Annotated in this window: 17 protein-coding genes and 1 tRNA gene; 9 read left to right on the plus strand and 9 right to left on the minus strand. The window is 60.1% G+C overall.

What is annotated here, in order from left to right:
- The first annotated feature begins 38 nt into the window (after positions 1–38).
- From gndA to HMPREF3101_RS02400, 6 genes are read left to right on the plus strand one after another with little or no spacing between them, the layout of a single operon-like run.
- On the plus strand, positions 39–1511 hold the full coding sequence (gndA, locus tag HMPREF3101_RS02375) for an NADP-dependent phosphogluconate dehydrogenase (protein WP_070462303.1): 1473 nt from the start codon (positions 39–41) through the stop codon (positions 1509–1511).
- Between the two features lie 10 nt (positions 1512–1521).
- The gene (locus tag HMPREF3101_RS02380) at positions 1522–2835 is read left to right on the plus strand and encodes a DEAD/DEAH box helicase (RefSeq protein ID WP_070462304.1); all 1314 of its coding nucleotides are present in this window, start codon (positions 1522–1524) and stop codon (positions 2833–2835) included.
- A 23-nt stretch (positions 2836–2858) separates the two neighbouring features.
- Complete coding sequence (locus tag HMPREF3101_RS02385) at positions 2859–4256, plus strand: hemolysin family protein (protein ID WP_070462305.1); 1398 nt, start codon at positions 2859–2861, stop codon at positions 4254–4256.
- Positions 4253–5305: a hemolysin family protein gene (locus HMPREF3101_RS02390; protein ID WP_070462306.1), complete on the plus strand. Its 1053-nt coding sequence runs from the start codon at positions 4253–4255 to the stop codon at positions 5303–5305. The genes HMPREF3101_RS02385 and HMPREF3101_RS02390 overlap by 4 nt, the downstream gene beginning before the upstream one ends.
- The gene (locus tag HMPREF3101_RS02395; RefSeq protein ID WP_070462307.1) at positions 5292–6131 is read left to right on the plus strand and encodes a 3-methyladenine DNA glycosylase; all 840 of its coding nucleotides are present in this window, start codon (positions 5292–5294) and stop codon (positions 6129–6131) included. Before HMPREF3101_RS02390 ends, HMPREF3101_RS02395 begins: the two co-directional genes overlap by 14 nt.
- 11 nt (positions 6132–6142) lie before the next feature.
- Positions 6143–7507 (plus strand): vWA domain-containing protein, encoded by a 1365-nt coding sequence (locus HMPREF3101_RS02400; protein WP_070462308.1) that lies wholly within the window; start codon positions 6143–6145, stop codon positions 7505–7507.
- 8 nt (positions 7508–7515) lie between these two features.
- Here the strand turns inward: HMPREF3101_RS02400 and HMPREF3101_RS02405 are convergent, their stop codons facing one another.
- From HMPREF3101_RS02405 to secA2, 5 genes are all read right to left on the minus strand, one after another.
- The gene (locus tag HMPREF3101_RS02405) at positions 7516–8088 is read right to left on the minus strand and encodes a MerR family transcriptional regulator (RefSeq protein ID WP_070462309.1); all 573 of its coding nucleotides are present in this window, start codon (positions 8086–8088) and stop codon (positions 7516–7518) included.
- Between the two features lie 99 nt (positions 8089–8187).
- On the minus strand, positions 8188–8730 hold the full coding sequence (locus HMPREF3101_RS02410) for a bifunctional nuclease domain-containing protein (RefSeq protein ID WP_070462310.1): 543 nt from the start codon (positions 8728–8730) through the stop codon (positions 8188–8190).
- Complete coding sequence (locus tag HMPREF3101_RS02415) at positions 8727–9398, minus strand: transcriptional regulator FtsR (protein WP_070462311.1); 672 nt, start codon at positions 9396–9398, stop codon at positions 8727–8729. The genes HMPREF3101_RS02410 and HMPREF3101_RS02415 overlap by 4 nt, the downstream gene beginning before the upstream one ends.
- A 135-nt stretch (positions 9399–9533) precedes the next feature.
- Positions 9534–9965 carry an oxoglutarate dehydrogenase inhibitor Odhl gene (odhI, locus tag HMPREF3101_RS02420; RefSeq protein ID WP_070462312.1) on the minus strand — a complete coding sequence of 144 codons (432 nt, stop codon included), beginning with the start codon at positions 9963–9965 and terminating at the stop codon, positions 9534–9536.
- A gap of 48 nt (positions 9966–10013) precedes the next feature.
- Positions 10014–12305 carry an accessory Sec system translocase SecA2 gene (gene secA2 / locus HMPREF3101_RS02425; protein WP_070462313.1) on the minus strand — a complete coding sequence of 764 codons (2292 nt, stop codon included), beginning with the start codon at positions 12303–12305 and terminating at the stop codon, positions 10014–10016.
- Between the two features lie 84 nt (positions 12306–12389).
- Between secA2 and HMPREF3101_RS02430 the strand changes: the two genes are divergently transcribed.
- Together HMPREF3101_RS02430 and HMPREF3101_RS02435 are read left to right on the plus strand one after the other, a co-directional pair.
- Positions 12390–13607: a bifunctional alpha/beta hydrolase/OsmC family protein gene (locus HMPREF3101_RS02430; RefSeq protein WP_083280031.1), complete on the plus strand. Its 1218-nt coding sequence runs from the start codon at positions 12390–12392 to the stop codon at positions 13605–13607.
- A 135-nt stretch (positions 13608–13742) separates the two neighbouring features.
- A tRNA-Pro gene (locus HMPREF3101_RS02435) sits at positions 13743–13816 on the plus strand.
- A 58-nt stretch (positions 13817–13874) separates the two neighbouring features.
- Here HMPREF3101_RS02435 and HMPREF3101_RS02440 read toward each other — a convergent pair.
- Both HMPREF3101_RS02440 and HMPREF3101_RS02445 read right to left on the minus strand, forming a co-directional pair.
- Positions 13875–14759 (minus strand): CE1 family esterase, encoded by an 885-nt coding sequence (locus HMPREF3101_RS02440; RefSeq protein WP_168160140.1) that lies wholly within the window; start codon positions 14757–14759, stop codon positions 13875–13877.
- An 86-nt stretch (positions 14760–14845) separates the two neighbouring features.
- Positions 14846–15727, minus strand: a complete 882-nt coding sequence (locus HMPREF3101_RS02445) for a CE1 family esterase (protein ID WP_070462314.1) — start codon at positions 15725–15727, stop codon at positions 14846–14848.
- Positions 15728–15761: 34 nt separating this feature from the next.
- Between HMPREF3101_RS02445 and HMPREF3101_RS02450 the strand changes: the two genes are divergently transcribed.
- Positions 15762–16529: a class I SAM-dependent methyltransferase gene (locus HMPREF3101_RS02450; protein ID WP_070462315.1), complete on the plus strand. Its 768-nt coding sequence runs from the start codon at positions 15762–15764 to the stop codon at positions 16527–16529.
- Here HMPREF3101_RS02450 and der read toward each other — a convergent pair.
- Both der and cmk read right to left on the minus strand, forming a co-directional pair.
- Positions 16526–18127, minus strand: a complete 1602-nt coding sequence (gene der, locus HMPREF3101_RS02455) for a ribosome biogenesis GTPase Der (RefSeq protein WP_070462316.1) — start codon at positions 18125–18127, stop codon at positions 16526–16528. The genes HMPREF3101_RS02450 and der overlap by 4 nt on opposite strands.
- Positions 18124–18831, minus strand: coding sequence for a (d)CMP kinase (gene cmk / locus HMPREF3101_RS02460; protein WP_070462317.1), 708 nt, complete (start codon positions 18829–18831; stop codon positions 18124–18126). The genes der and cmk overlap by 4 nt, the downstream gene beginning before the upstream one ends.
- Positions 18832–18837 lie beyond the last annotated feature (6 nt).

Consider the following 18837-nt stretch of genomic DNA (forward strand, 5'->3'; position numbering starts at 1 on the left):
AACGCTCCCGCTTTATCCGGCAACGTAGACTGTGCTGCATGACTAACCCACTTGCTTCGGATGCTTCCCTTGCTCAGATCGGCGTTGTTGGTATGGCCGTGATGGGCTCCAACCTGGCGCGTAACTTCGCTTCGAAAGGCCACACCGTCGCTATCTATAACCGTTCGCCAGAAAAGACGCGCGCGGTGGTTGCGGAGTTTGGCCATGAAGGCAATTTCATTCCGGCTGAGACGATCGAGGAGTTTGTGGCCTCGCTTGAGCGCCCCCGCAAGGCAATCATCATGGTGCAGGCGGGTGCTGCGACAGATGCCGTGATCGCGCAGCTGGTTGAGGCGATGGATGAGGGTGACATCATCATTGACGGCGGTAACGCACTGTTCACGGACACGATTCGCCGGGAGCGAGAGGTTGCAGCCACAGGCCGTCACTTTGTTGGCGCCGGTATTTCTGGCGGTGAAGAGGGTGCGTTGCGTGGGCCGTCGATTATGCCGGGCGGTCCAGCGCAGTCTTGGGAGACTTTGGGCCCGCTGCTGGAGGATATTTCCGCAAAGGTGGATGGCACTCCATGCGTGACCCACATTGGCCCTGATGGCGCTGGCCATTTTGTGAAGATGGTGCATAACGGCATTGAGTACGCGGATATGCAGGTCATCGGTGAGGCGTACCACTTGCTGCGTTACGCGGCGGGTCTTGAGCCTGTGGAGATCGCGGAGATTTTCACGGAGTGGAACAAGGGTGATTTAGATTCCTATTTGATTGAGATCACCGCTGAGGTGCTGCGCCAGGTGGACGCGCGTACTGGCAAGCCGTTTATTGACATCATTGTGGACGCCGCTGGGCAAAAGGGCACCGGCCGCTGGACGGTCAAAGAGGCCCTTGACTTGGGCGTGCCGGTAACCGGTATTGGCGAAGCGGTGTTTGCCCGCGCGTTGTCTTCGGCGCTTGCGCAGCGTGAAGCCGCCCAGAACGCGAACTTGCCTGCGGGTGATGCGGCCACGCTTGAGTCGCTGGGTGTGTCTCGCGAGGAGTTTGTGGAAGATGTACGCCGCGCGCTCTATGCCTCTAAGTTGGTGGCGTACGCCCAGGGCTTCGATGAGATCAACGCGGGCTCCCAGGAGTACAGCTGGAACATCAAGCCGGGTGATCTGGCTCGTATCTGGCGTGGGGGCTGCATCATCCGCGCTCAGTTCCTCAACCGCATCACCGAAGCCTATGAGCGTGACCCGGAGCTTGCCTCCCTGCTGCTTGACCCTTATTTCAAGGGTGAGCTGGAAAAGGGGCTTGTGGATGCTTGGCGACGTATCGTGGTCGCTGCCACCCGCCTCGGCCTACCCGTGCCCGTGTTCGCATCTTCCCTGTCCTACTACGATTCGCTGCGCTCCAAGCGTCTGCCGGCAGCGCTGATTCAGGGCCAGCGCGACTTCTTTGGCGCTCACACCTACCGCCGCGTTGATATGGAAGGTAGCTTCCACACCGCGTGGTCGGGTGACCGAGAAGAGTTGTCCTACTAGAATCTTCGTAATGACTTCTTTCGCCGACCTCGGCCTGCCTCGCGATATTGTTCGTGTCCTGCACAAGCAGGGCATCACAGATGCGTTTCCTATCCAGGAGGCGGCGATCCCGGACGCGCTCGCGGGCAAGGACGTGCTTGGCCGCGGTCCGACTGGTTCTGGCAAAACGTTTACGTTTGGGTTGCCGATGGCGGCGAGGTTGGAAGGCGCGCCGTCGAAAAGCGGGAACCCCCGCGGACTTATCTTGGCACCAACGCGTGAGCTGGCCACCCAGATCCGGGAGCGGCTGGAAGAACCCGCAGGCGCGCTTGGATTGCGGATTATCGAGGTTGTGGGCGGTGTGAACATCAACCACCACATCCGCGCGCTCGCAGCACCGGTAGATATTTTGGTGGCCACCCCTGGCCGCGCCCAAGACCTAGTCAATCAGGGCTATCTGCAGCTGGATCGCGTGGAGATCACCGCGCTTGATGAGGCCGACCAGATGGCAGACATGGGTTTTATCCCACAAGTGCGCAAACTGCTTGACATGACGCCGAAGGGTGGGCAGCGACTGCTGTTTTCCGCCACCTTGGACGCAGACGTTGACAAACTGGTCACGCGGTACATGCACTCCCCTGTCACCCATTCCACCGCCCCAGTCGAGGCCGCTGTGGACACGATGGAACACTATCGGCTGCTGGTTGGCAATCGAGACACGCGTGCGGAGATTGTCACCCAGATCGCGGCGCGTGCAGGCAAAACGATCATGTTCATGCGCACCAAGCACGGCGTGGACCGGCAGGTGAAGAAGCTGCGCCGCGTGGGCATTCACGCCCAAGGGTTGCACGGCGATAAGGGGCAGGGTGCTCGCACCCGTGCCATCGATGGTTTTTCGGACGGCTCGACGCCTGTGCTGGTGGCCACTGATATTGCGGCGCGAGGTATCGATATTGATGATGTCTCGCTGGTCGTCCACATCGACCCGCCCGCTGAGCACAAGGCGTACCTGCACCGCGCTGGGCGCACTGCCCGCGCGGGCACCACGGGCACAGTAGTGACGTTGGTCATGGATGAGCAACGCAAAGAAGTGGCGTCGTTATTGAAGAAGGCGGGTGTATACGCGCCGGAGGTCCAAGTACAGCCCATGAGCCCCGAACTGATTAGAATTACTGGGGCAACAAAGCCAGAAGGGCAACCATTGCCACCGCCAGGTCAGCCTCAGCGTGCTGCAGCTCCCGCGCGGTCTTCAGGCAGAACACAACCAAACCGGCGCCGAAATAACCGGCGCCGAAATAACCAGCGTCGCAACAACCAGCAACGTAGGAGGAAACCCTCACGCTAAAGCGCTCGCGCTAGCACCAGACCATGGACATATTCATATCTATCCTCGCTCTTATCGCGTTTATTCTCTTAACCGCGTCAACTGGCTTGTTCGTGGCAATTGAGTTTGCTATGACGGGCCTTGAGCGCTCCACTATTGAGGCGCACGTGCGTGAAAAGGGTGACGCACGGGCTCGTGCCATTGCACGCAGCCACAGCAATTTGTCTTTCGTTTTGTCCGGTGCGCAGCTGGGCATCACCGTGACTACCCTTGCTTCCGGTTTCTTGGCAGAGCCGGTCTTGGGCAAGTTTTTCACCCCTCTCCTTGAGCTTGTCGGCTTGAGCGAAAGCGCCTCACGCCCTGTTGCCTTGGTGCTTGCGCTTCTGGTGGCCACTGTGCTTTCCATGGTGTTCGGTGAGCTTGTGCCTAAAAACATCGCGATCACCGAACCCCTGCACACCGCCCGTATTGTCGTACCGCCGGTGAATGCGTTTAACGTGGTGTTCAAATGGTTTATCAAGGCCATGAACTCTTCGGCTAACTGGATTGTGCGCAAGGTGGGTATTGAGCCGGCGGATGAGTTAGCGTCGGCGCGCTCGGGCCAGGAGCTTGGCGCGATGGTACGCAACTCTGCCGAGGCAGGCGGTCTAGATGCGGACACAGCTGCGGTTATTGATCGCTCGCTGCGCTTCGGTGAGACCACTGCAGAAGAGGTGATGACACCGCGCTCCACCATCGAAGCACTGGACGCTGAAGACACCGTAGCCGATCTGATTGCGCTAGCCCAGGAGTCGGGCCACTCGCGCTTCCCAGTTCGTCGCGGTGATCTGGACGACACGATCGGCGTGGTCCATATCAAGGACGCGTTCAACGTCCCGCGGGAGGCACGCAGCACCACCAAGCTCGCCTCCATGGCGCGCCCAGTGCCGTTTGTGCCTGGCACGCTCGATGGAGACGCCGTGCTTAACCGCGTGCGTTCCGCCGGCTCCCAGGTGGTGTTGGTAGCCGACGAGTACGGCGGTACCCAAGGGCTTGTGACAATTGAGGACGTGGTTGAGGAGATCCTCGGCGAAGTCTACGACGAATACGACGACCAAGAGTCCGAGCGCGACTTCCAACGCTTCGGCACTTCCTGGGAGGTTGCGGGCCTTGTGCGTCTAGATGAGCTCACACAGAAAACTGGCTACGTCGCCCCGGACGGCCCCTACGAAACGCTTGGCGGCCTGATCATGTCGGCACTTGGCCGCATTCCGGAAGTTGGCGATAAAGTTGTGCTGCCGCAGTTCACGGCGACGAGCTTCCAGGAGGAGTTAGAAACCGTCAGCGACGCTTTCTGGGTGGCGCGCGTGACGGTGATGGATGATCGCCGTGTGGAGCGCGCCATCTTGTCCCCTGTCACACCGAAGCAAGCGGCGGCGCTTCAGGAAGGCGGTGCGCAGTGAACATTCTGACTGCAGTTTTGCTGATTGTCGTCCTTCTGTTGGCAAATGCATTCTTCGTCGCGACGGAGTTTGCACTGGTGTCTTCGCGCCGCGACCGCCTTGAGTCACTCTTGGCTCAAGGCAAGAGGGAAGCTAAGGGCGTGCTTTACGCCACGGAGCACCTGTCGATCTATTTGGCGGGTGCGCAGTTTGGTATCACTGTGGCGTCCCTAATTCTGGGTAAGGTAGCTGAGCCTGCGATTGCCCATTACATCGAAGTGCCGTTTGCAGCTATGACTCTGCCGTCAGAGTTGTTGCACCCGATCAGCTTTGTCATCGCGCTCATTATTATCTCGTTCCTCCATATTTTGTTGGGTGAGATGGTGCCGAAGAACATTGCTATTGCCGGCCCTGAGAGGACCGCGATGCTGCTGGTGCCAACTTTTTCCGTGTGGATGCGTCTGACACGCCCACTGCTGGAGGCGATGAACTGGGTGGCGCGCAAGACGCTTGCCGCGTTTGGCATTGAGCAGCGTGATGAGCTGGAGTCCACGGTGGATCAGGAGCAGCTTGCCACGATGATCCGTGAGTCCAGTGAGGAAGGGCTATTAGATGCGGAGGAGACGCGTCGTTTGGCTAACGCGTTGCGTACAGAGTCGCGCAGCGTCACTGAGGTGATGATTCCGTTGGATGAGGTGCGCACCCTTGCGTACCACCCACGTGGTATTCGCCTTGCGGATATTGAAGAGGCGGTGCGTGAGACCGGCTTTTCGCGTTACCCGGTTGAGCGCGCGCCGGGCGTGCTGGTTGGTTATGTGCATGTGAAGGATATTTTGGATTTCCTTGCGGCTGAGGATGATCGTGTGCTTGTTCCGGTCAACCGGATTCGCCCGTTGAGCATTGTGGATGGCGCGCAGTCTTTGGATGACGCGTTGACAAGCATGCACCGTCGCTCGGCGCATATGGCGCAGGTGCGTGTGGATGGTGAGCTGGTGGGTGTCGCCGCGCTCGAAGACATTATTGAGGAGTATGTGGGCACTGTGACCGACTGGACGCATGAAGACGATTAGCCTCGCACCGGAAGTGTGGCAGGTACGCCAGGCTGCTCACCTGGAGCGTGCGAGGCGGTATACGGTGCCGCATCGCCAGCGTCGTACTCGCGGCGAGAAGCACTCGGTATGGGATTTCCTTTTTGAGTATTATCCGGTTCGGGCCAGCCAGCTTGAGCGGTGGCATCCGGGGTTGGGCTTTCTGCTTATCGACGCCCCATTCAACGCCCCCTTCAACCCCACCGAGTTCCTTGCCAAACGCGGCCGGGACATGCAACGTATCCGGGAGCTGTTGCGGGAAACTGAGCAGCGCACGCCACATTTTGACTGCTTCGGCATGCATGAGTGGGCGATGGTCTATCGGGATACGCCGCGCCATGATTTGCCGTTGCGGCTAGGCCCTGACGGCACTGATGCGGTGGTTGAGGCACACCAGATAAAGTGCAGCCACTTTGATGCGTACCGTTTCTTTACCCCTGCCGCCAAGCCGTTGAACTTGAGGGTGCTGACGCGTGATGGGCAGGCTGCTAACGATCAGGCTGGCTGCGTCCATGTGTCTATGGATCTGTACAAATGGGCGGCGAAGATGGGCCCGGTTGTTCCCGGTGAGCTGTTGCTGGATGCGTTTGAGTTGGCGGTTAAGGCGCGCACGTTGGATATGGAGGCTTCCCCTTATGACTGCCGGGGGCTGGGCTTTGGTGTTGTGCCGGTTGAGACGCCAGAGGGCAAAGCTGAGTACGTAGCGAGGCAGCGGGCGCTTGCTGCGGATGCTGCGCCGATTCGCGCGAAGCTTCTCGCATTGTTAGATGCCCTGTTGGTCGATGTTTCCTCTGAGGTTGCGGACTAGGATTGGCCTCTATGGGTCGGCATTCCAACGGTAAGAACAACTACTCACTTTCTGGCGGGGCGATCGTGGCGCTGTGCGCGGTGTTGGCCCTCACTGGCGGTGTGGCCTGGCCGCTAAGCCAGCGCGGCGATGATAGCGATACATCTGCGCAGGAAAAACCCTGCGTGCTTGGTGAGCTCGCATTGCCAGTCGCCACAAGCAACGAGCAGATCGCTCAGGAGCTTATCGGTGCGTATGCGCAGACGAAGCCTGTAGTGCGTGAGCACTGCATCTTGCCGGTGATTACGGACAAAATTGAGGACGCTGCGGTGTACTTGGCCCCGGCTACTTCCATCACACAGGAGGAGCTAAGCCGCGCGCAGCGCTCTTCGGCTGTCGCGGAGCCTGCTGTTGTGTATGTCGATCAGGTTGGTGTTGCGGGCAAGGGTGAGGTCTCGCTGGATAGTGTCGTCTTCCCTGCCGATACCCCGGAAGCAAATGCGGTGGTGGCCTTCCTGCTTGCCGACGGCCCCGCGCAAGCCGTCCAAGCCCTCACCGACCAAACGGTCACGCCGAGTGGTGAAGCTGGTGGTGCAGCTGGCGCTGAAGCCGGTGGGTTGACGGTGGCGTCGGCAAGTCAGCGCGTCGAAGACTTCCAGGCACTCGACGGTGCTGTGGAGTATGCCGCGATCCCGCTGAACAGCACGGCTGCGGTGGACGAAAATCAGGCACGCGCAGGCCAGGATTTCGCGCGTTTCGCCTCCGAGCGTGCCTCGGATGCTGATGGTTCACAGGTTTCGCAGCCGCTGATCCCAGAGACGGTGTGGGCGGCGGCACTGCCGGATGGTGGCGCCGCGCTCACCAGCGAGGGCCGCAACACCCTGTTTGTCTTGGATACTTCCGACGCGATGGCGCCGTTTATGGGCCAAGCCCAAGAGGCCGTCGGCCAGGCGGCACGTGACGTGCAAGCGGACGGACATGAGGTGGCGCTGTGGAACTATTCTTCACCGCTGAGTCCCGGGGTGACGCAGGGATATCGCCACAACGTGGACATGACGCAGGACGCTGAGTACCTCGCTGATGTTGTGGGCACGTTGGGTACGGGTGGTGTGCCACAAACCCGCGAGGCAATCAATGCCGCGGTGGCGGAGATGGCGCAGCGTGAAAAACCCGTACGCATCGTCTTGATCACCACCGGTACCGCTGACGCTAGCAACGACCCGACTGGTCACGAGGCGTTTGTGAATCAGATCCGCCACACTGCCGGTGAGAAGGTTGAGGTGGTTGGCGTGCACGTCGGCACGCAGGAGCCCGATGCTGCAGTCAAGGAGATCGCTAGCACGTGGATTGAAGCAGAAAACCTCCCGCAGGCAGTGCGGGAGGCAGCGGGAGCGTAAACGAGCTTTTAGGAAGTCTTGCGCTGACGGCGAGCCGCCAGCTCATCAATGCCGACAACGTTGTCCGGCTCAGCGTCCTCAACGACACGCTCGGACGGGAACGCGGAGATCGTGCCGGTGAGATCCTTCATAATCTGCGGAACAGCAATGCCGAACACGCCTTGACCACCGTTGAGCAGGTCGATGATTTCCTCGTTGCTGCGGCACTCGTATACCGTCGCACCGTCAGACACCAAGGTGATTTCGGCGATGTCGTTCACGCCGCGGTCGCGCAGCTTGTCCACCGCAAGACGGATGTTCTGCAGCGAAATACCGGTATCCAGCAGACCCTTAACAATCTTGAGCACCAAGATGTCTTTGAAGGAGTACAGACGCTGCGACCCTGAGCCCTTCGCACCGCGGATAGACGGGCGCACCAGGTTGGTGCGTGCCCAGTAGTCAAGCTGGCGGTAGGTAATGCCCGCGACTTGGCATGCGATTGGCACGCGGTAGCCAACCTCATCGGACGGTCCGATGTCGAAGAGGGACTCCTGGACCGAAGTCTCGGCGAAGTCGGCGGTCTCAACGTCATTCGTGCTCATGTAATTACTCCCATGATGTTTGGCATAAGGCCTCGTGCTAATTAAATGCCAGCCTAGGCTTAACGTCAAGTGTCACATGCGCAACACGCCGCACAAGTCTCAAGAAGAACTTGAGGGTTTGTCCCCCTTGTTACCCCCGTCTCCCCCGTCAAGGCCGAGCTCGCGCATAAACTCCTCAAACTCGCCCTCTATTTCGGCCTGGTCAAGCTCGTCTTCCAAATCCAGGTCGAACAATTCCCTCGCCGTCGCCGGATTCAAATGCATAGACGCATGCTGTAATACTGACTCATCAACAAGAATCTGCGTATCGGACGCTACAGCGAGCAGTAGCGCGTCGGATGTGCGCATGTCGATCGTTGTGCCGTCGCGAAGCGAAAGCTCCGAGATGAACACCCCTTGGTAGTAGCTGGTCACCGCGATAGTGTTAATGCCGGTGGTGGCGCGGGTGATTAGTTCCGTCATGGCGTCATGCACAGTAGGACGGCGGCGCCCCTGCCCTTCGATAGCCGCGGCGAGTGCCGCACCATCTGCAAGAGAGAGCCAAACAGGAACATAACGCTGCTCCTCTTCCCACTCCAACAGTGCGCAGAGAAACTCTTCGGGGCCGATTGCGTAGACCCCGACAAGATTGACGGCAATCACGAGCGCGCCCGCTGCTGACGCAGCTCCGCCTGCACCAAGGACGCACTCAGCGTCGCCATAATCGACGCCATTTGGTGCGCCATCTCCTCAGCCTCCTGCACACCGGAAGCCTTTCCCGACTTCGCAAGTGGCTCTGTAACCTGGTTAATCAGGTCCGCCTGGCGGGAAGCCGCTGTACGCAGGGTCTTTAGGTGGCGCACGTCCAAACTAAAGCCGTCGAGGGCAAGTGCTGCGGTGACAATACGTACGTCGTCTTCTCCAAACAGCCCAGCTGCACTCGGAGCGATGAGGCCTGCGCGGATCAGTTCATCCACAAACTCCTGGGGGGCGGCAGATTTGGTGGCCACGTCGACGTCGCTAAGCAGGTTGGGCCCCGAAGAGCGCAACGACGGTGCCAGCTCAGCCTCAGCAACAGCCGCAACCGGTGCCACAGAACCCGCATCCATCGCTTCAAGCTGCTCACGGATCACCTTCAGGGGCAAGTAGTTGTCGCGCTGGGTGATCAAGATGAAGCGCAAGCGCTCCACATCCTCATCCGTGAAACGGCGGTAGCCGGAGGCCGTGCGCTGTGGAGTGATCAGCCCCTCAGACTCAAGGAAACGTATCTTGGAGACCGTAACGTCCGGAAACTCCACGCGCAGGCGTTCCAGCACTACGCCAATAGACATCGTTTTCGCAGTCTTGGCTCGGTTCTGCGGGGAAGTCTTCCGAATAGCGCTCACTGGATGCTCAATCTTTCCTCGAGGTTGAAGGTTGGTCTGAAAAATTTTCGCCCCTGCGCACCAGAGGCGAAGCGGGTGGCCTTAGCTCTCGCTGACGATGAACACCAGGCGGAACTTACCAATCTGAATCTCATCACCGTTGGACAGAGATTCAGAGTTGCGCGGCTCACGGTTAACGTACGTGCCGTTAAGCGAGCCCACGTCGACTACCTCATAGCCGTCCTCCGTGCGGCGAAACTCGGCGTGGCGGCGCGAGACCGTCACATCATCCAAGAAAATGTCGGCCTCAGGGTGACGGCCTGCAGTGGTGCAATCCTGGTCCAGCAGGAAACGCGCACCCGCATTCGGGCCACGCTTGACCACGAGAAGTGCAGCACCCTCTGGCAGATTGTCAGCACCAGGAGCGGAATCCGGAGCAGGTACTGCCCCGCTTTCCATTTCCTTCAGCAGGTCTGCGCGGAAAACCGAGGTCGTCTCAACCTGGGCCTGCGGGGTTGCAGTGTTCTCGCTCATTGGAGCCTCCAAAAAATCGGAAGTAAGAAAAATAAGTCGCGGTTCATCTTAGCGGAAGATGTTGCCGATGCCGGAGATAACCGAATTTCCAGACCCAGCCAGGGGGTTATCACTCACCATGTAGGTCCACGTAGAGCTTGGTCGCTTCCACCCGGCATCAGCCAGATGCGCCCCGTTCTGGTCAATGGTCACGGTGCCAAATGTCGCCACTGCCTGATCCACAGCACGGTTGGCAAGATCTTTGAATTCGCGCACAGCGATGCGGTGGTACTCATCAATCGGCGTTTCGCGGGCAATGGCGCGCAGATGGATGGATTCACGCACATCGTCCATCAGTGCAAGGTGCTCCGACCATTCGTGATCTAGGTGGAAAAGCATGATGTCGCGGGCCGCTTGCTCCTTAACGTCTGCAGGGAGGTACTCGAGCTCCGCGGCACGCTGGGGGTTGCGCTCAGCAAGCTCTCGCCAGGCTGTATCAGTGTCCAAAAGGACCGCGCGGCGCTCATCCAAGATGTCGCGGTGATCCGCCAGAAGCTTGTTGTATTTCCAGGTCTGGGAGTGGATTTCCAGAAGCTGTCCTTCGGTAACGCGTTGGCAGTGCTCGATGAACTGCTGGATGCGGCCGGATTCGATGCGGCCGTCTTCCGCAGGATGTGCGGTGATCTGCTCGTCGGCGCCGCCGACGTTCACAATGTCATCTTCAAGCGAAACGAAAAACAGGCTCAGCCCCGGATCTCCCTGTCGTCCAGCACGGCCCCGCAGCTGGTTATCCAGACGCGCCGTGCGGTGGCGTGCAGTGCCAATAACCGCCAAGCCACCAAGACGAGCCACCTCATCGTGGTCCTGTTCATCCGCACCACCGAGGCGAATATCAGTACCGCGGCCAGCCATCTGCGTGGACACAGTCACACGCCCCGTGTCGCCGGCCTCAGCGATAATGCGGGCTTCCTCAGCATCGTTTTTCGCGTTCAACACATTGACCGCAATGCCGCGGGCTTCAAGAGCTTTGGCGAGCTCCTCAGACTCCGCCACATCGTGCGTACCAACCAGCACTGGCTGGCCGGTTTCGTGGATGTGCACAATCTCTTCCACGATCGCGGCATTCTTTTCCGCCATGGTGGCGTAGATGCGATCCGCTTCATCGAAACGCGCGAGCTCATTGGCCCGGTCGATCACGGACACGTGCAGCCCGTAGAAGGAACGCAGCTGGTCAGTAGCCTCAACCGCGGTACCTGTCATTCCGCACACCACGGGGTAACGACGCATCAGCGCCTGCAAGGTAATCGAGTCCAGGATGCGGCCGCCCTCGGACACGTCGAGGCCTTCCTTGGATTCCACCGCCGCCTGCAGGCCGTCTGGCCAGCGCTGCAGCTCAGCGACGCGGCCACGCGAGGCGTCCACAAGCGCTACCTTGCCATCAGCAACGATGTAGTGGACGTCGCGGATCAAAAGCGCCTTGGCGTGCAGCGCCAGGTTCACCCGCACCAGGGTGGTGCCAATGTGCTCGTCCGAATACAGCGAGTCAATCCCGAGGAGCTTTTCCACTTTAGCTGCGCCCTCATCGGTCAAAAACACGTTGCGACCATCCGAGTCGATGGTGTAGTCCTTGTCCTCCTCCAGCTGTGACACCGCGGCCGTGATTTGCCCCGTTGCCTGCTTCGTGCCCTCGGAGCCGGCGAGGACGAGCGGCACCAGCGCTTCGTCTACAAGCACGGAGTCCGCCTCATCCACCAACGCCACATCGGCATCAAGCTGCACGGTTTGGCAGCGGTGCGTGATCTGGTTGTCACGCAGGTGATCGAAGCCGATCTCAGTCACAGGCGCGTAAATCACGTCGCTCGCATACGCCGCCACGCGCTCCTCCCGCGTCGAGGATTCCGTTACCGACGCAACCGTCAGTCCGAAAAACTCAACAAGCGGACGCATCCACTCAGCATCACGACCCGCCAGATAATTATTCACGGTGATCACATGGACCCGTTTACCGGTCAGGGCATAGCCGGTCGCTGCCATAGCGCCCACCAGCGTCTTGCCCTCACCGGTAGCCATCTGGATTACATCCCCCTCAAGCAAGCGCAGTACAGCCTGGTTCTGCACCTCAAACGGCGTCATGCCGAGCGTGCGCTGAGAGGCAACCGACAAGCCCGCCAAAAACCGCGCCTTATCAGCAATATCGCCGCCGTTGACGGTGGAGCGCACGGTGGAGGCCAACGCAGCGTCGTCAAGCAAAGAAAGCTCCTCGATCAGACCCTGAGCTGCAGCGACAACCCCCTTGGACTTCTTGTTATTGCGCTCGGAGGTAGACCCCATGGCCTTCCAGAACCAATCAAATGCGCCCATGTGGAAATGCGTCCTTCCTGTAAGTGTTCTGCCCATGGTAAGTCCACCCGACACCAAACCTGCAACGTGCTTTACTGTGTACTCATGCAGTCATTGAACGTCACCGTGCCATCTTCAACCGGTACGCCGCTGGCAGCCACCATCGACCGGCCCGATGCTCCTGCGCAGGCATACGCGATTTTCGCCCACTGCTTCGCAGGTTCACGCCACACTCCCGGAGCGTCACGCATCTCTAAACGCTTGACGGAACACGGCATTGCCACGCTGCGTTTTGATTTCCCGGGCCTCGGCCAGTCCGGCGGCGAGTTCAAAGACACCAGTTTCAGCCAAAACGTCGACGACATTATAGCCGTTGCGCAGTGGATGGAGGAAAACTTCACTGCCCCGCAGCTGATCATGGGCCACTCGCTGGGTGGCGCGGCAACGCTGAAGGCCGCAACGCGCTCCGAGCTGAAGCACATGATCAAAGCCGTGGCCACCGTCGGCGCACCGTTTGACCCAGCGCACTCCGTCTTACACTACGCCGACAAAATCGGGGAAGCTGATGCGAACGGCTCCGTACCTGTCATCCTTGGGGGACGCGAGCTGATCATCTCTCGCGAATTCTTGGAGGACCTCGCAGTAACCAACCCGGAGGCGTACCTGCCCCTGCTACGCAAGCCGCTGTTGCTTGTCCATTCCCCGATCGACGTGACCGTTGGTATTGACAACGCGCAAACTATCTTCCGCCTCACCCGTTACCCCAAGTCACTCATGGCACTGGACAAGGCGGACCATCTGTTGACCCGCCAGGGCACTGCCCAGCGCGCTGCGGACATTATCGGCTCCTGGGCCCAGCAGTACATTGTGCCGGAGTTCACGCCGGAACAAACCGGTGACTCCAACGTGATCTCATATACCGCCCGCGGCACCAAGTACGGCGACGTGGTGCGCACCTCCGGCCGGGCGATCACCACCGACCGCGCCAAGAACTCCGGCGGCAAGGGCCAGGGAGTGACGTCTACCGGGCTGTACATGTCCGCGCTGGCGGTCAGCTGCTCCCAGGCCATCCGGGAGGCAGCCAAGGGCATGCAGCTTGACGACGTCCGGGTGGAAATCACCCACAACGGCACCGGCGGATTCACCCGCGAAATCACCCTGTACGGCGATCTGACAGATGCACAGGCCGAGACCTTGCGCGCCGCCGGCGCCGCGTCCACCGTGGACGGCTACGTGGCCAAAAACCAGCTGGAAACCGTGGTGCGCAAGGCCACTGTTGCGGAGCGCCGCACCCAAGCGAAAGCGGCCAAGGCGATCAAGTAAGGGACGTTTGAACGCCGCGCCGAGCGCTGGGTGCCGGGCGCTGGGTGTAAGTGCGGGGGCTGGCCGTACCACCTGCTGGTTTCATTCCACGATGACAGTGCTGTAATCTTCTTCGTGTTGCCCTTTTGGCAACATCGGGCTGTGGCGCAGTTTGGTAGCGCACCACACTGGGGGTGTGGGGGTCGCAGGTTCAAATCCTGTCAGTCCGACAAAAACTTCTAAACCCCAGCGTGAGCTGGGGTTTAGTGTTTTCCGGGATCCTCCCATTTAGCGCAGCGAAACGCCAAAGAAGTGCATGATCTGGCGCGTGGCAAAACCGATGGACACCGTCGCTGAGGTGTCTTTGACGGACCCCGGCCACACATGCGGACCGCCTTCGATGCGGTAGTGCATGACGGCGGCGTCGCAACCAGTCCATCGGTGCTCCACGATGGTCGGTGAGACGGCGCTAATGATCGGCTCAGCGTCGCAGCGACTGCGGCGCGCAGCGTCCTCCATCAGCTCCGCACTGGAGCCGTAGACGGTGCTGTGGCGCTCTCCCCCGGCGTAATGAATCACCGCATCACTCGTACCGTGAAAATCTACGTGTTTCATCGGGATTGCGGAGCACCCCGCCGAGACCTTCTCATAGAACGCGCCGGCCACCGTTGCCACTGCAGTAAACGCCTGCGGGCGCTGGCAGCCCACGTAGGCGGCGAACCCACCACCGTTGGAAAGCCCCGCGGCAAATACTCGGGAGCGGTCCACGGCAAACTCACTGATCAGTTGGTCATACACCGCATCCACATACGCCAAATCCTGCTCGCCGGTGGTCACCGCATATGGCGCCGGTGCCCAAGCCTTATCAATGCCTTCCATATACACCACGATCGCATCGGCAGAATCCATCCCGGAGTACTCGCGGATGGTCTCGGCGCTTTCGTTGTACCCATGGAACACGAAAATCACGGGAAGTCTGGAGCGCTCGCGCGCGCCTGGGGGCAGCGACATGATGTAGTTGCGCTCAATACCAGCCGCCGTCACCGAGCGAGTAGCCGCACTTGCAGGACTCCACGGCTGCACCGCATTCAAAGGGTCTGCGGTTTCGTCTTTGGTGAGTGTTGGTGGGGTGTGTGTTGGGTCGTCGTTAAGCAGGGGCGAACATGCACTCATACCCGCCGCGAGTAGGAAGGCCATCGCGGCGGTTGCTAATCTTTTTGCCCTGCGCACGGGTGGAAAGCGTAGCGCAAACCCTGCCACTACCCCTGCTTGGGGATGTCAAAGAAGTCGAGCACCTCATCGGTCACGTCAATCGGCTCATCATGGGTCCACTTGTGCCCCATGCCTGTTACCTCGTGATAGGACACGTTCGTTGAGCCACTGCGCAGCAAAAATGCGTCACGCACGTCACGGATATCCTGCACCACATCACCCGGACCGTCCTTGCAGCCGTTCACATTGGTAGGCCGGTTGTAGCCTTCCAGTGGAACCTGTTGGTCCTTATCGCCGTGAATGATTCGCAGCGGCACGGGCAGGCCGGTGCGCAGTTCCGACTCGGGGTTACGCACCGCAGCTGAGACGATCACCGCCCCAGCAAACGGCTTCGGACGCTGCGCAAGCACCGATGCGACAAAGCCTCCGCCGTTGGAAAATCCAGTGATGTAGATGCGCTGTGGGTCAATGTTGAACTCTTTATCCATCTTCGCCAGAAGGGCATCAACCAGCGCAAAATCCTCCTGCGGCGTGGTCACAGCGTAGGGGGCAGGCGACCAGGCTTGCTTGAACCTGTTGTCGCATACATCTTTTTGGCCTAGGCCGTCCGGGGCGACAACGATGGCGTCCGCATGCCCAAGGCCACTGTGTTCAAGGAAATTCTTCGCGGTGTCAGTTTTGCCGTGGAATGCGAGGATGAGCGGCAGCTCGCGGTCTTTGGCATTCTTCGGTGCGGAGACCCAATAGGTGCGCTTTTCACCACCCGCCTTGATGCGGCGCTCTTTCCGTTCCATGGAATCCGGAACCGGAACTTTGGTTGTGGTTGTGGGTGTAACCGTACTGGCTGCCAGCACCTGCGCGTTGCTTGATCCGCTGATCAGCCCCACCGACAGCGCAAGCGCCGCCGTAATTCGCACCGCCTTATTCATAGCTTCCAAGGCTACACGGCTAGATTTGCCTCCTATGGTTAAACCCAGCTCCAGGCAAGGCCCCGGGTTCAAAAACGACGCCGCCCGAACCTTCACCGCCGGCGCATTTTCCTGCGGTGCGTCGTTGTATCACGATGCCCGGCCGTCTTACCCCACCGAGGTCCGCTCGCTGGTGCGCGGCGGTGGTGAACTTTTAGACATCGGCGCCGGCACAGGCAAGCTGACAGAGCTTTTGCTTGCCGACGCTCACCGCATCACCGCCCTGGAGCCCTCCCCAGACATGGCGCAGGTTTTGGCGAATCACCTGTCCGGTGTTGGCGTGGTCCGCGCAACCGCCGAGACGCTGCCGTTTGCAGATGCTCAGTTTTCCACGATCACGTGCGCACAGACGTGGCACTGGCTCGACGTGGAAGCCGCCAGCCGTGAGGCGGCACGCGTGGCTACACCGGATGCGTGCTTGGTGTTGGTGTGGAACACGCTCGATGTCACCCACCCCTGGGTGCTGCGCTATTCTCGCATCAGCCACTCTGGCGACGTGCACCGCGAAGGGTTCTACCCAACCGTTGGCCAGCAATGGCGGCTTGTAGATGAGCTGCGAACCAAGTGGCTACAGCCAACGACGCCGGAAGAATTGATCTCACTCATGCGCACCCGCTCCTACTGGCTGCGCGCCAACGACACCACCCGCGACAAGGTAGAGACGAACCTGCACTGGTACCTCTACGAGCGTTTAGGGTTTAGTCCCGGCCAGGTGCTGCCGCTGCCCTATCGCACTGATGCGTTCGCTTATGAGCGTCGCTAGCGCTTCCTCTGGTTGCGCTCGCGCACACGCACCGCGATCCGGATTGGGGTGCCGTGGTAGCCGAAGCGCTCACGGAACTTGCGCTCCAGGTAGCGGCGGTAGGAGGCATCCAAAAATCCCGTGGTAAACAGGATGATTGTCGGCGGTCGAGTGGCCGCCATGGTGGAGAACAACAGCTTGGGCAGGCGGTTGTTCTTCATCGGCGGCGGGTTAGCCGCAATCGCCTCGCGCAGCCAGGTATTCAGGTGGGCTGTGGAGATGCGCTTATCCCAGTTCTCCAGGGCCTCCGTCATGGCAGCTTCAAGACGGTGCAAACCACGGCCCGTGTCTGCGGAGATGTTGATCTTGGTCACCCAGCTCAAGTGGCCGATCTGCTCTTCAAACTCACGGTCGAAGTAGTAGCGGCGGTCCTCATCCATGAGGTCCCACTTGTTAAAGCAGATCACCATGGCCTTGCCTGCTTCCAACACCATGGAGATCACGCGCTGGTCCTGCTCGGAAATCTCCTGGGAGGCGTCGATGACCACCACGCACACCTCGGCAGCGTCAATCGTGCCGCGGGTGCGTAGCGAGGCGTAGTACTCATGCCCCTGGGCGTTCTTCACCTTCTTGCGCAAACCCGCGGTGTCGATGAACTTCCACAGGTTCTTATCCATCTGAATGAGCTCATCCACCGGGTCCACCGTGGTGCCAGAAGCGTTGTCCACCACCGAACGGTCCGACTTGCTCAGCTTGTTGAGCAAGCTGGACTTACCCACGTTTGGACGTCCAACAATGGCCACACGGCGCGGACCGTCCGTAATGGAGTTCGCCGCACGCGGCACCTCTGGGAACACGCGCAGGATCTCATCAAGTACGTCTGCACCACCGCGGCCGTGTAGTGCGGATACCGGCCACGGGTCCCCCAGGCCAAGCCCGTAGAATTCCGCGACGTCGCCCCACTGGGATTCCGACTCAAACTTGTTTGCCACCAAAATCACGGGTACTTCGGAGCGCTGCAGGTTACGCGCCATCACCGCATCCGTTTCCGTAATGCCGGTGTGGGAATCCACCACCATGACGATCACGTCTGCGGTTTCCATCGCCGCCTCGGACTGGCGCGCGATTGCGGCGTGAATGCCCTTGGCGTCCGGGTCCCAACCGCCGGTGTCCTGCACCCAGAAGCGGTGCCCGCCCCAGTCAGCGAGGTAGCTCACCCTGTCACGAGTCACACCAGGGTGGTCCTCCACTACGGCTTCCCTGCGCCCAATGAACCTGTTTACCAACGAGGACTTACCCACGTTGGGACGTCCCACAATGGCAACCGTCGGCAGTGCCTCTTCAACCATGTCAGGCCGCGCGATGCCGTAAGCACGCTCGATCTCAGCCCACTCTTCGTCGGTGTACTCAGCGTTGTCATCTCGGCCTTCTAAGCCGGTGTCGCCGTAATCGGCATCGCCGAAGTCGGACTCATCAAAGTCTTCATAGCCCTCGTAGAACTCTGCATCGTCAGCGGTGACGTAGTGCTCCTCCACCTCGTCATAGCCGGAGGCGTCAATGCCAGGCTGGAAGAACTGCGTCTCTGGCATCTGCTCGTGGTCACGCTTGTGATCACTCATCGGGCACTCCTTTCAATCAACTGGATCAGCGTTTCCAGCACTTCATCAAGCGTCATCGCTGAAGTGTCAATGATCTCTGCGTCTTCAGCAGGTTTCAAAGGGCTGGTAGCACGTGACGAGTCCAGTTCGTCGCGGCGCTGCACGTCCGCAAGCACCGTGTCAAAGTCAGCCTCCCTGCCGGCCGCCACATCCTGGTCGTATCGACGCTTCGCGCGCACCTCCGCCGACGCGGTCAAATAGGCCTTCGCTGGGGCGTTTACAAGCACGACCGTGCCTATGTCACGCCCCTCCACAATCGCGCGGTGCGCATCACGAGCGAGCTTGCGCTGCAGCGCCACGAGGTTCTCACGAACCTGCGGGATCGCAGACACCGCCGACACGTTGCGGGTGACCTCTGGACCGCGGATCTCAACGGAGACGTCTTCACCACCAAGCAGAACCTCGGTGGAATCCGGGTCATCCGACACCGTCAGCGGCAAATCAGCGGTTGCGGCAATCACCGCTTCCGTATCCTGCGGGTCCACGCCAGCACGAAGCACAGCCAGCGTGGCCACCCGGTACATAGCACCCGTGTCCACGTATTTCGCGGCAAGGCGCTTCGCCAACGCACGGCACGTGGTGGACTTGCCGGTGCCCGAAGGCCCATCAACGGCCAAAATCAGACCGCCATCAGCAGTGTTCGAAAGCAAAGAAGAATCACCCATAACGCT

This window comes from Corynebacterium sp. HMSC29G08 (assembly GCF_001806875.1).
Classification (GTDB): domain Bacteria; phylum Actinomycetota; class Actinomycetes; order Mycobacteriales; family Mycobacteriaceae; genus Corynebacterium.

What these genes read in the sequence shown, in the direction of transcription:
- gndA (WP_070462303.1), top strand. Translation starts at nt 39, where the DNA reads ATGACTAACCCACTTGCTTCGGATGCTTCCCTTGCTCAGATCGGCGTT.
- HMPREF3101_RS02380 (WP_070462304.1), top strand. Translation starts at nt 1,522, where the DNA reads ATGACTTCTTTCGCCGACCTCGGCCTGCCTCGCGATATTGTTCGTGTC.
- HMPREF3101_RS02385 (WP_070462305.1), top strand. Translation starts at nt 2,859, where the DNA reads ATGGACATATTCATATCTATCCTCGCTCTTATCGCGTTTATTCTCTTA.
- HMPREF3101_RS02395 (WP_070462307.1), top strand. Translation starts at nt 5,292, where the DNA reads ATGAAGACGATTAGCCTCGCACCGGAAGTGTGGCAGGTACGCCAGGCT.
- HMPREF3101_RS02400 (WP_070462308.1), top strand. Translation starts at nt 6,143, where the DNA reads ATGGGTCGGCATTCCAACGGTAAGAACAACTACTCACTTTCTGGCGGG.
- HMPREF3101_RS02405 (WP_070462309.1), bottom strand. Translation starts at nt 8,088, where the DNA reads ATGAGCACGAATGACGTTGAGACCGCCGACTTCGCCGAGACTTCGGTC.
- HMPREF3101_RS02415 (WP_070462311.1), bottom strand. Translation starts at nt 9,398, where the DNA reads ATGTCTATTGGCGTAGTGCTGGAACGCCTGCGCGTGGAGTTTCCGGAC.
- odhI (WP_070462312.1), bottom strand. Translation starts at nt 9,965, where the DNA reads ATGAGCGAGAACACTGCAACCCCGCAGGCCCAGGTTGAGACGACCTCG.
- secA2 (WP_070462313.1), bottom strand. Translation starts at nt 12,305, where the DNA reads ATGGGCGCATTTGATTGGTTCTGGAAGGCCATGGGGTCTACCTCCGAG.
- HMPREF3101_RS02430 (WP_083280031.1), top strand. Translation starts at nt 12,390, where the DNA reads ATGCAGTCATTGAACGTCACCGTGCCATCTTCAACCGGTACGCCGCTG.
- HMPREF3101_RS02440 (WP_168160140.1), bottom strand. Translation starts at nt 14,759, where the DNA reads ATGAGTGCATGTTCGCCCCTGCTTAACGACGACCCAACACACACCCCA.
- HMPREF3101_RS02445 (WP_070462314.1), bottom strand. Translation starts at nt 15,727, where the DNA reads ATGAATAAGGCGGTGCGAATTACGGCGGCGCTTGCGCTGTCGGTGGGG.
- HMPREF3101_RS02450 (WP_070462315.1), top strand. Translation starts at nt 15,762, where the DNA reads ATGGTTAAACCCAGCTCCAGGCAAGGCCCCGGGTTCAAAAACGACGCC.
- der (WP_070462316.1), bottom strand. Translation starts at nt 18,127, where the DNA reads ATGAGTGATCACAAGCGTGACCACGAGCAGATGCCAGAGACGCAGTTC.
- cmk (WP_070462317.1), bottom strand. Translation starts at nt 18,831, where the DNA reads ATGGGTGATTCTTCTTTGCTTTCGAACACTGCTGATGGCGGTCTGATT.